Source organism: Flavobacterium sp. 90 (genome assembly GCF_004339525.1).
In the GTDB taxonomy this organism is placed as follows: Bacteria; Bacteroidota; Bacteroidia; order Flavobacteriales; family Flavobacteriaceae; genus Flavobacterium.
This window is the reverse complement of record NZ_SMGE01000001.1, coordinates 2,387,161-2,399,952: the sequence shown is the minus strand read 5'-3', so window position 1 is coordinate 2,399,952 and position 12,792 is coordinate 2,387,161. Positions and strand designations below refer to the sequence as shown.

Below are 12,792 nucleotides of genomic sequence, written 5' to 3'. Positions count from 1 at the left end.
ACCGCTTTAATTACCAATATTCAACAACATATAAATATATCTCGGAGAAATTAAATATCGGTAGAAAATGCATTGTTCTTAATGTTTAGTCCCTACGGGACATTCTGGATGCTCTGTCATTATTTGTCATCAACATTTACTACCAACCTTTAACTCCTAGCGGAGTATATTTCGATATGTTTTGTAACCGCTTTAAACATTACCAGCGGCTTCAATCTTTGGGGCAAATAACACAATCACGATTCGTGTCCCAAGGTTGAAACCTCGGGCTATGGCTACGGAATCTATTCCATAAAAAAATCCTTTTGTATTCTTCCGAATTTCAGAAGATCACAAAAGGATAATTTATATTTAAAACAGAACTTTAAACTACAATTCGAATTCGTCTGTATTTTGTTCTGTTTGAGTCGTATCTTTTACTACTGCTGGCCTGCTATAGCAATCTACTTTTATCGAAAGATTTGCAGGTCTTTCAAACTCAGATTTAGAAACCTGAAGTCCTGGATCTGCGTAGCAAAGCTTCATGAAATATCCCCAAATTGGCAATGCCGCTGTAGCTCCTTGTCCGTAAGTTAAACTCTTGAAACGTGCTGAACGGTCTTCACAACCAACCCAAACACCGGTTACTAAATTTGGAACCATTCCCATAAACCAACCGTCTGATTGATTTTGTGTTGTTCCTGTTTTTCCCGCAATTGGGTTTCTAAATACATATGGATATCCTGTCCAACGGTTATCTCCACTTCCTCCTCCTTCTGTACGTAAACGAGCACCAGAACCAGTTTCTGTAACTCCTTCTAGTAACTTAATTACGGCAAAAGCAATATCTTTATTTAAAACATCATGAGATTCCGGAATTGGCTCATAAATAACCTCTCCGCTTTTGTTTTCGATACGAGATAAAAACTGTGGCTTAACATAAACTCCCTGATTGGCAAACGTACTGTATGCTGCGACCATATCTTCAACCGTAATATCTACTGCTCCTAAAGCGATAGAAGGCTGAGCAGGAATTTCAGTTTTTACACCTAATTTATGTGTCAATTCTACAACAGCTTCCGGACCAACACGATCAATCAATTTAGCCGAAACTGTATTGATAGAATTTGCAAGACCTTGTTTTAAAGTTACCATTCCACGGTATCTGTTATCAGAATTTCTTGGCTCCCAATCTGCAGTCACATTATGACGTCCTTTGTGAATCATAAATGGTCCGTCGAGAATAGAATCACAAGGAGACATATTTAATTGTTCGATTGCCGTAGCATAAACAAATGGTTTAAATGTAGATCCTACTTGTCTTGCTCCTTGCCCAACGTGATCATATTGGAAATATTTATAATTAATTCCACCAACCCATGCTTTGATATTTCCGGTTTGAGGTTCCATCGCCATTAAACCTGATTGCAAGAAGTGTTTAAAATAACGAATGGAATCCATTGGCGTCATTGTTGTATCACGCTCTCCTTTCCAGGTAAATATGCGCATTTTTGTTTTTACTTTGAATGAAGCAATGATATCATCTTCGCTTTTATCCATATCTTTCATGATTGCCCAACGTGTTGAGTTTTTCATGGCTTGCATCATCAGTTTATCTGTTTCTGCCTGAGTGATATTTACGAAAGGTGCATTTTTATTATTTTTCTGTTCGATGAAAAACTGTTGTTGCAAATTTTTCATGTGTTCAGAAACCGCTTCTTCAGCATGTAATTGCATTCTTGAATCGATTGTGGTGTAAATCTTCAATCCATCTTTGTAGATATCATAATCAGAACCGTCTGGTTTTTTATTTTCAGCAACCCATTTTTTCATGTAATCACGTAGATACTCTCTGAAATAAGTAGCTGTTCCTTCGCGGTGACTTTCTAATTTGAATTTTAAAGTAATTGGTAAAGCTTGTAATCTCAATTTTTCAGATTCAGTAATCATCTTTGCTTTCTCCATTTGAGAAAGTACAACATTACGACGATTTTTTACTCCTTCAGGATTACGAACCGGATTGTATAATCCTGAATTTTTGAACATTCCCACTAAAATAGCGGATTCATCCATTGTTAAATCTTTCGGGTCTTTAGAGAAATAAGTTTGAGCTGCTGAACTTACTCCAACAGAATAATTTCCAAAATCATAAACGTTGCAATACATTGCCAAAATTTCATTTTTGGTATATTGTCTTTCCAGACGAATGGCGATTATCCACTCTTTTATTTTCTGTACAATCCTGAAAGGCAGAAACTTAGACCCTTCACCATGAAACAATTGTTTAGCTAATTGTTGCGATAATGTACTTGCTCCACCATTGGTTCCTAAACTAAAAACAGCTCTTAAAGTTCCGCGTCCGTCGATTCCTGAATGTTCATAAAAACGAGCATCTTCAGTGGCAACCAAAGCTTCAACCAGACTTTTTGGTAAATCTGAGTATTTAAGTTGTGATCTGTTGGTTTTAAAATACTTACCAATAACTACTCCGTCAGACGAAATAATTTCGGTCGCTAAATTGGAATCCGGATTTTCTAAATCTTCAAAAGAAGGCATTGATCCGAATAATCCCCATGATGCAAATAAAAAGAAAGCTAAAATACCCAATAAGGTATAAGCAAAAATTCTCCAGAATTTCTTTTTATAGTAGTTAATATCCTTATTACTATTAGGTTGATTGTTTTTCTTGGTGGCCATATAACTATTTTTCTAATCTTTTTGTTCTATTCTAAAACCTACGTCTGTAATACCATCTAAAGCCTGAACTCCCGGAATTTTTCCCGATTCTCTAACGGCTTGTTTGATGTGTACTTTGTATTTTCCTCTAAACTTTACGTCTTCTTTATAAAACAGTTTACTTTCTTTGATATCTGTAAAACCATTTCCAAGCAAAGTTCCGTCCGGATTTGCCATTTGATATTCTAAAGTATCTACTTTGGTGAAACCGCTTGGCGTTTCTGTAGCAACAATCAAAAACAAATTATTGAACGGATAATTGTTATTGTCTCTCAAATTTACAAATAAATTGTATCTTTTTGTGGAATCCAAAACTGGCAAATCGAAGGTTACAATGCTGTCTTTATGCCATGCACTTCCAACAGATTTGTACTGATCAAACACTCTTTTTTTATCACAAGAAAAAAGAAGAATGGCTACCAAAAGAAGAATTCCGCTATTTTTTATTCTCATTTTTAGTAATAATTATAGGTTTTCTAGGTTCAGCCGGTTTGTTTTCATTCGAATTGTTTGGCTTATTCGATTGATTCGGCTTGTTATTATTATTCGGTTTATTTCCTTTGTTCTGATTATTTCCTTTATTAGGATTTCCTCCAGCAGGTTTATTCTGATTTGGAGCTGCCTGAGGTTTGTTTGGAGTTGCCACAATCGCTGCTTCTGCATTTGGTTTGCGCTTGCGATTTGGTTTTTTCTTTCTTTTTGGCTGATCAAAACGAGTTAAACTTTCCTGACCCATTGCATTATTAAAGTCTTTTTCAGGCTCCGAAGTAATTTCAACAGCAAAATCTTCTAACGAAGAAACTTTGTTTTTCAACTTATTTTCTGCGATAATTTCTTTTACCTGATCAATTTTTAAAACATGCCAATTTGCAAAATTATTCGTGTAAGCAAACCACATTAATCCTTTAAAAATATCTTGTTTTTGGCAAACTGCATCTCCTTTTTCTGTTACCAATTTAGTATCATAATCAGGGAAATCTTTCAATGCATCCATATAAGTATCAAGCTCGTAATTTAAGCAACACTTTAATTTCCCGCATTGTCCGGCCAATTTTTGTGGATTTAATGATAGTTGCTGATATCTTGCTGCAGATGTATTTACACTTCTAAAATCTGTAAGCCAAGTTGAACAGCAAAGCTCTCTTCCGCAAGAACCAATTCCGCCCAAACGAGCAGCTTCCTGACGGAAACCAACTTGTTTCATTTCAACTCTGGTACTGAATTCTTTTGCAAAATCTTTAATCAAAAGTCTAAAATCGACTCTGTCATTTGCCGTGTAGTAAAAAGTAGCTTTTGATCCATCTCCCTGAAATTCAATATCAGAAATTTTCATTTCCAATTTATGCTGAATTGCCAATTCACGTGCACGAACCTTCATAGGCTCTTCACGATCACGTGCTACAGACCAAATATCAATGTCTTTTTGAGATGCTTTTCGGTAAATTTTTGGCACTTCATTACTTTCGTGATTTACGCCTTTTTTCTTCATTTGAATTTTAACCAATTCTCCTGTCAAAGTAACAATCCCAATATCATGTCCAGGTGATGCAACAGTAGCTACAATATCACCAATACTTAAAGTTAATTTTTCTGAATTTCTGAAGAATTCCTTACGTCCGTTTTTAAAACGAACCTCAACACAGTCAAAAATAGCTTCTCCATTAGACGGACTCATGTTTGCGAGCCAGTCAAAAACCGTCAATTTATTGCAGCTATCGGTGCCGCAAGTCCCATTATTTTTACAACCCTTTGGTGCGCCACCATCTGAGGTTGAACAACTTGTACATGCCATAATTATATATGTAGTGTTGCAAAAAAGCAACTTAAGTTCATAAACGTTTGATCGGTAAAGATAGTATTTTTTTTAGTTTGCTTTTTATCGATTATTCTAAAGGTATGTTAAAGAGGTAAATAGCTCATTTTTAAGCAAAAACACTTTTAAAGCCCTTTTAAAATTACCCTATTCTGTCACATTCTTGTCTTCCACCATTAAAGCACCCGTTTAAAATGGAAGAATTTTACGCTTTCAAAATTTTCCGAAATCTTGTCTAATCTACAAAAGAAAGATTAAACAAAATCGATAATTCTATAATGAAATGGTTTTTGTGAACAAAAGTCATTTACTCTTAAATTACTTTCTCTATGCAAAACATTACTTATAAAAAACCTCTTTTTTTCTGTTTTTCCATCTTTTTGTTTTTAGTTACTTTTCAAGCCAGAGCACAATTTCCATTTTTTGAAAGTTTTAAAAAAACTACAACTTCAAATATTCAATTTGGAGGATCTCCTGCAGCTTTTCTTACGGCAGGTGCTGGATCAAAAGATGGATTTATTGATTCTGACGGAGACGGTTATTTAAGACTAACAAGTAATAGATCTAACCAACAAGGAATGATATGGTCTGATTTATATGCTTTTCCTTCTTTCTACGGAATGACTATTTCTTTTGAATATTATACTCACGGGGGAAATGGATCTAATGGCGCAGATGGCATCTGCTTTATATTATTTGACGCAACAACACCTAGAGTTACTCCAGGAGCTTATGGAGGTTCATTAGGTTATGCACAACAAAATAGTGCAATGAATGGTTTCTCGGGTGGTTATTTAGGTGTTGGAATTGATGAATATGGCAATTTTGCTGCCAAGAGTGAAGGAAAAAGTGGCGGCACACCTCAAATTACATCTAATAGCATCGTACTTAGAGGCCAGGGATCTGGCATCACGGGTTATCCATATCTCACAAGTGCACAAACTATAGCTTCACCTTACTTATTCAACATACCTGGAAAAGACAGAACAGCAACAGACAATTCAAAAGACGGCTTCAGGAAATTAGAAATAATTCTAAAACCCCGTAAAGGAGGAGGCTTTTTTATAGATGTAAATTTAACACATGGAAACACCAAAACATTAGTTATTAATAACTTCGAATACACCACTCCTGCACCAGAAAATTTAAAGTTTGCCATTTCTTCATCAACAGGAGGGGATAATAATTTTCATGAGATACGAAACTTAAACCTTTCTGTAGATTTATCAACGCTTCTTTCTCCAATTGCAAGACCTATATCTCTTTCGGCATGTGCAGGATTAACATGTATTTCTTCTAATGACATAAACATCAATAATGAGGGAAATGTTAATGTACTAGGAACCACAAATAGAGAATCTGTTGACTTAGACGAAGATATCCCTGGAATTCAAACCTCTAAAACAGTTGCCGGAAAAGGAACATTTACTTATAATTCCACAGGAGGAGCAGTGACTTTTACACCTCTATTTAATTCTGTCGAGGAACCAATAACAATAAATTATACTTTCAATGATTCTTATGGCAAAACATCTAATGTTTCTACTATAACTTATACACCTATTATTAATAAGCCTGCTAATGTTGTCAGCCAAAAAACAATATGCCCTGGAGAAACCTATACTTGGCCCGTAAACGGCAAACCTTATTCTAGCTCTGGAATTTACACTTCTGTAAATAATGGCTGTGTAGCAAATGAGGTATTAGAATTGACCGTTAATCAAAAAACAACTGAGATTATTGCTACTGGAATTATTATATGCAAGGGCGGCACAGGATCACTAAGAACTAAAACAGACAATCAGCCTTCACTCTCTTTTAATGGCACTTGGAATCCTCTTACTGATCCTAAAACATTTATGCCAGAGCGCAGAACTAACAAAATTCCTAAATGTGGTTTTTATGATGATCAAGCGGCAAGTTATCAAACTATTACATTTTCAGTAAATGTAACAGGCGAATACACTTTAAAAATGACCGGCATAACAACGGATTATAGAGCCGGATATATTTACAAAGGCAATTATACCTTAGGAACCTGTCCTGAAGATGGAACCTGGATTACAGGAGATGATGATTATGGAATAATGGGCGAAAAAATCCCAACTTTAACAGCACATCTTGAAGTGGGGACTCTTTATACACTAGTTTCTCTTCTTCAAGCATATGAATCACTTAAACCTGTAGATTACACTTGGACCTTAAGACCTCCTGATGGAGGAGGCTTTTTCTTAAATCCCATTACTGCATGGTATACCAGTTCTATTGGTGGCAGTCCGATAGGTTGGGGAGACACGTTTAATCCTGTAGGCGTACCTAACTCTGGCTTATCAAATACAAATACAGCTGGTCAAACAACTTATTACATAGGAGACATAACAGAATGCTTTAAAAGGATTCCCGTTGTTTTCGAAATCAAAGAAGATGCAACTGTAGAAGCTGCTACATCTACTACAGAAACTTGTATCGATATAGCGATACCAGCCATCACACACACAACATATGGAATAACAGGCATTGATTCATCAACAAATCTACCAACTGGTGTTACAGCAACTTTTACAAATAATAGGATTACCATTAGTGGTACACCAACAGTAACGGGAATTTTTAATTATACTATTAACTTAACTAAAGACAGTAACTATTGTGGTACTAGCGCAGCAACCGGAAATATTATTGTTAATGCCTTACTAACAACGCCACTTGTTACAACTACAAATGCAAACTGTTCGACTCCAAGTACAAGCAAAATTGATAATTATCTAGATAGCAATACATATATTTTTGCTCCACTAGGACCAACTGTAGATAACACAGGGGTTATTACAGCAATGAAAGTTAATACAGAATATACCGTCACTTCAACTAACACTACTTGTACTTCTGCAAAATCAGCTAAATTTCATTATACTCAGCAATTAACAAAACCTACGGCATCAATTACTTATTCAGCATCTTCATACTCAACATCTGAAGAAACAAAAGTAGTAACGCTAAATGGTCAGGTTGACGGCAAATATACTGCTACACCTTTAGGCCTATATATTGACGAAAATACTGGAGCAATTGATCCTAATAAAAGCTTAGCAAATTCATATACTGTAACATACACATTTACAAATGGAGATTGCAGCAATACAACCCAAACGAATGTTCAAATAGTATCTCCAAAAATTGCTGCTTGGCTAGTAGTAAAAGATGCTAACGATAACGGAACAATAGAACCTGGTGAAAATATAACTTTTATGTTAAGAATGTCAAATATAGATCCTGATCATGTAACCCTTCATAATATTACAGGCTCTATCGATTTACCAGCGCACACGACTTTAGTAAGTCAAACACAATCGATGTATGTCACTCCTTCCAGATTTTCTTTTTCTACACCTCAATACACAGATTATCCATATTTATGGGATTTAACCTATCAACGTGAACCAACAATATTAATTACGGTAAAAGCAGATTGTGACTTAACTAATGTGTCTCAAATAGAAACCAAAGGACGAATATATGTCGATGGAGTAGAAATACAAACATCGATCCCTCCTAGTCCTTTATCTGCTCTTGGATCATGGATAGCTAAATCTGGCAATAATCAATATTTAGTTCCTCCTCTCTTAGCAAACTGTGTAAATTTTAAAGACTGTCCCACTGCTCTTCCTGTATCAACTATTAAAATATCAGTTTTAAAGATTGATAATCCGGAAGCAATTTGCTCAGGAAACACAGTAAATCTCTCTTCAACAGTAAATACAGAAAGTACTCCAGGTATTTTAACCTACTGGACAGATGCCGTAGCAACTATTCCTTTAACTAATTCTACAGCAGTAGCAGTATCTGGCACATATTATATTAAGAATACTTCTGCACAAGGTTGCGAAACAATAAAACCTGTAGTTGTAAGGGTGAATCCAAAACCGGAAACGATAATCACTAAAGAGAATATCTGTTTTGGAGAATCTTTCCCTTGGTCAGTAGATGGTAAAACCTATACTGCTTCGGGAACGTATACAAAAACTAATGATGGTTGTACATCTGATCAAGTATTAAATCTTACTATCAAAGAAAAGCTTATTGTAACACAGTTAGCATTTAGCACATGTATTGGAGATGGTGAAGAATTCAACAATAAAACTGTCTGTGAGGTAACCTCAGGTATAGTTACAGGTATAGGAACACCTATGAGATTACCTTCAGGACTTTCTCTTATCTGGTCAGCTTCTGACAATACCATTAAACTTAATGGTTCAGCAACAGAATCAGGTGATTTTTGGTTTAGTGTACCTTTATTAACAGAAAACTGCGAGAAGCGAGAAGCAACTGGAAATATCGTTGTACGTCCAAAAGCAAAAACAATAACTACAACAGAAAATATCTGTTTTGGAAAATCTTTTTTCTGGGATGCTAACGGAAAAATTTATACTACATCTGGAACGTACACTAAAAACTATAACGGATGCATCGCTGATGAAATACTAAAATTAACTGTTGACAATAAACCAGAAACCGTAACCACAACAAAAGAAATCTGTTTTGGAGAATCTTTCCCGTGGTCTGTAGATGGAAAAACTTATTCGGCTTCTGGAACTTATACCAAAACTAATGACGGCTGTACCGCAGATCAGACTTTGGAATTAACTATTGGAACTAAACCCGAAACAATAATCACTAAAGAAAACATTTGTTTTGCAGAATCTTTCCCTTGGACTGTTGACGGAAAAACTTATTCGGCTTCTGGAACTTATACCAAAACTAATGACGGCTGTACCGCAGATCAGACTTTGGAATTAACTATTGGAACTAAACCCGAAACAATAATCACTAAAGAAAACATTTGTTTTGCAGAATCTTTCCCTTGGACTGTTGACGGAAAAACTTATTCTGCTTCGGGAATTTACACTAAAACTAATGATGGATGTACTGCTGATCAGACTTTGGAATTAACTATTGGAACTAAACCCAAAACAATAATCACTAAAGAAAACATCTGTTTTGGGGAATCTTTTCCCTGGTCTGTAGATGGAAAAACCTATTCGGTTTCGGGAATTTATACCAAAACTAATGACGGATGCACCGCAGATCAAACTTTGGAATTGACTATTGGAACTAAACCCGAAACGATAATCACTAAAGAAAACATCTGTTTTGGAGAATCTTTTCCCTGGTCTGTAGATGGAGAAATCTACAGCGTTTCAGGAATTTATACCAAAACTAATGATGGATGTACTGCTGATCAGACTTTGGAATTAACTATTGGGACTAAACCCGAGACGATCATTACTAAAGAGAACATCTGCTTTGGTGAATCTTTTCCTTGGTCTGTAGACGGAGAAACCTATTCGGCTTCTGGAACTTATACCAAAACTAATGACGGTTGTACTGCTGATCAGACTTTGGAATTAACTATTGGAACTAAACCCGAAACGATAATCACTAAAGAGAACATCTGTTTTGGAGAATCTTTTCCCTGGTCTGTAGATGGGAAAACGTATACCGCTTCTGGAACTTACACTCAAATTAATGACGGTTGTACCGCTGATCAGACTTTGGAATTAACTATTGGGACTAAACCCGAAACGATTATCACTAAAGAGAACATCTGTTTTGGGGAATCTTTCCCTTGGACTGTTGACGGAGAAATCTACAGCGTTTCAGGAATTTATACCAAAACTAATGATGGATGTACTGCTGATCAGACTTTGGAATTGACTATTGGAACTAAACCGGAAGCGATCATCACTAAAGAGAACATCTGTTTTGGGGAATCTTTCCCATGGTCTGTAGATGGAGAAACCTATAACGTTTCGGGAATTTATACCAAAACTAATAACGGTTGTACTGCAGATCAGACTTTGGAATTGACTATTGGCATTAAACCCGAAACGATAATCACTAAAGAGAACATCTGTTTTGGAGAATCTTTCCCTTGGTCTGTAGATGGGAAAACTTATTCGGTTTCTGGAATTTATACTAAAACTAATGATGGCTGTACTGCTGATCAGACTTTGGAATTAACTATTGGCATTAAACCCGAAACGATCATCACTAAAGAGAACATCTGTTTTGGCGAATCTTTCCCGTGGTCTGTTAACGGAAAAACTTATTCGGTTTCTGGAACTTATACCAAAACTAATGATGGTTGTACCGCTGATCAGACTTTGGAATTGACTATTGGCACTAAACCAGAAACAATCATCACTAAAGAGAACATCTGTTTTGGCGAATCTTTCCCGTGGTCTGTTAACGGAAAAACTTATTCGGTTTCTGGAACTTATACCAAAACTAATGATGGTTGTACCGCTGATCAGACTTTGGAATTGACTATTGGCACTAAACCAGAAACAATCATCACTAAAGAGAACATCTGTTTTGGCGAATCTTTCCCGTGGTCTGTTAACGGAAAAACTTATTCGGTTTCTGGAACTTATACCAAAACTAATGATGGTTGTACCGCTGATCAGACTTTGGAATTGACTATTGGCACTAAACCTGAAGCAATCATCACTAAAGAAAACATCTGTTTTGGTGAATCTTTCCCTTGGGCTGTAAATGGAGAAACCTACAACGTTTCGGGAACTTATACTAAAAACAATAACGGTTGTACCCCGGATCAGACTTTGGAATTAACTATTGGAACTAAACCCGAAACAATCATCACTAAAGAAAATATCTGTTTTGGGGAATCTTTCTCATGGTCTGTAGACGGAGAAACCTATTCGGCTTCGGGAACTTATACCAAAACTAATGATGGATGCACTGCTGATCAGTCTTTGGAATTAACTATTAGGACTAAACCCGAAACGATAATCACTAAAGAGAACATCTGTTTTGGTGAATCTTTCCCGTGGTCTGTAGATGGAGAAACCTATTCGGCTTCTGGGATTTATACCAAAATTAATGATGGTTGCTCTGCTGATCAGACTTTGGAATTAACCATTGGAACTAAACCCGAAACAATAATCACTAAAGAAAACATCTGTTTTGGAGAATCTTTCCCGTGGTCTGTAGATGGAAAAACCTATTCGGCTTCTGGAATTTATACCAAAACTAATGACGGTTGTACTGCTGATCAGACTTTGGAATTAACCATTGGAACTAAACCCGAAACAATAATCACTAAAGAGAACATCTGTTTTGGTGAATCTTTCCCGTGGTCTGTTGACGGAAAAACTTATTCGGCTTCTGGAACTTATACCAAAACTAATGATGGATGTACTGCTGATCAGACTTTGGAATTAACTATGGCTAAATTATTAGAAGCCTCACTTATAACAAATAGCCTAATTCCAGAATTATGTTCAGGAGATAAAGACGGATCATTTAGCATTGAAATCACAGGTGGAATAATGCCTTATAGCTTAACTCTTGATGACAAAAAAGGTTCCTATAATCAAATTATTGGCGATAAAAACACTTTTACGAATCTTGAAGGAGGCTCACACATTATTTACATCAAAGATTCATCAGATTGTACTACAGCACTTATAGTAGAAATGCCAAAAGCAATTGTAATAAATCCTGTCGCCAATGTTACATATTCTTGTCTGGACAATATAACAGTAAATTCTGTCACTATAGATGTTGACCCAAGTATTACAGATGTAAATGATTTAGATTATTCTTTAGATGGAATAATTTATCAATCTAATAACCTTTTTACAAATGTTAGTCCAGGAATGCAAACTATATACGCACGAAACTCTAACGGATGTATACAACAAACCAAAGAGTTCTTTATAGATTACGTTGAACCTTTGAACTTAACATTAGCTGATGGTGAATTAAACGAAATTGTAGCAACTGCAACCGGTGGTGAATCTCAATATAGATATTCATTTAATAATGAGCCTAACAGCACCACCAATAAATTTATCATCTACAAATCTGGAGATTACAGCATCACAGTTACGGATAAAAATGGCTGTACAGTAACAACTTCAAGATACTTTGAATTCATAGATGTTTGTATCCCAAATCATTTTACTCCAAACGGAGATGGTATAAATGATGAATGGGGACCTGGATGCACCACACAATACAAAAACTTGACTTTCATGATTTTTGACAGATACGGTCGTATAATCGGTAATTACAAATATGGCCAAAAATGGGATGGGAAATACAATGGAACAGAATTGTCTTCTGGTGATTACTGGTATGTATTCAAACTAAACGACAATAAAGACAATAGAGAGTTTGTTGGACATTTCACCCTTTACAGATAACTAATAAAATCATTACGTTATCTAAAACTTACA

The 12,792-nt window shown here is 35.8% G+C and carries 4 protein-coding genes; 1 reads left to right on the top strand and 3 read right to left on the bottom strand.

The annotated features are described in order from the left end of the window. Nucleotides 1-369: 369 nt before the first annotated feature. The 3 genes from C8C83_RS09660 to ricT are packed head-to-tail and all read right to left on the bottom strand — an operon-like array spanning nucleotide 370 to nucleotide 4,507. On the bottom strand, nucleotides 370-2,676 hold the full coding sequence (locus tag C8C83_RS09660; protein WP_121328185.1) for a transglycosylase domain-containing protein: 2,307 nt from the start codon (nucleotides 2,674-2,676) through the stop codon (nucleotides 370-372). 12 nt (nucleotides 2,677-2,688) lie between these two features. Further along, nucleotides 2,689-3,168, bottom strand: a complete 480-nt coding sequence (locus C8C83_RS09655; RefSeq protein WP_121328183.1) for a gliding motility lipoprotein GldH — start codon at nucleotides 3,166-3,168, stop codon at nucleotides 2,689-2,691. Next, entirely contained in the window at nucleotides 3,152-4,507 is a 1,356-nt protein-coding gene (gene ricT / locus C8C83_RS09650; RefSeq protein ID WP_121328181.1) for a regulatory iron-sulfur-containing complex subunit RicT, read from the bottom strand. Before ricT ends, C8C83_RS09655 begins: the two co-directional genes overlap by 17 nt. 350 nt (nucleotides 4,508-4,857) lie before the next feature. Between ricT and C8C83_RS09645 the strand changes: the two genes are divergently transcribed. Next, nucleotides 4,858-12,759: a T9SS type B sorting domain-containing protein gene (locus C8C83_RS09645; protein ID WP_121328179.1), complete on the top strand. Its 7,902-nt coding sequence runs from the start codon at nucleotides 4,858-4,860 to the stop codon at nucleotides 12,757-12,759. The last annotated feature ends 33 nt before the right edge of the window (nucleotides 12,760-12,792 follow it).

Bases quoted from the DNA above. Each gene is read 5' to 3' on its own strand.
- C8C83_RS09655 (WP_121328183.1), bottom strand. From the start codon at position 3,168: ATGAGAATAAAAAATAGCGGAATTCTTCTTTTGGTAGCCATTCTTCTT.
- ricT (WP_121328181.1), bottom strand. From the start codon at position 4,507: ATGGCATGTACAAGTTGTTCAACCTCAGATGGTGGCGCACCAAAGGGT.
- C8C83_RS09645 (WP_121328179.1), top strand. From the start codon at position 4,858: ATGCAAAACATTACTTATAAAAAACCTCTTTTTTTCTGTTTTTCCATC.
- C8C83_RS09660 (WP_121328185.1), bottom strand. From the start codon at position 2,676: ATGGCCACCAAGAAAAACAATCAACCTAATAGTAATAAGGATATTAAC.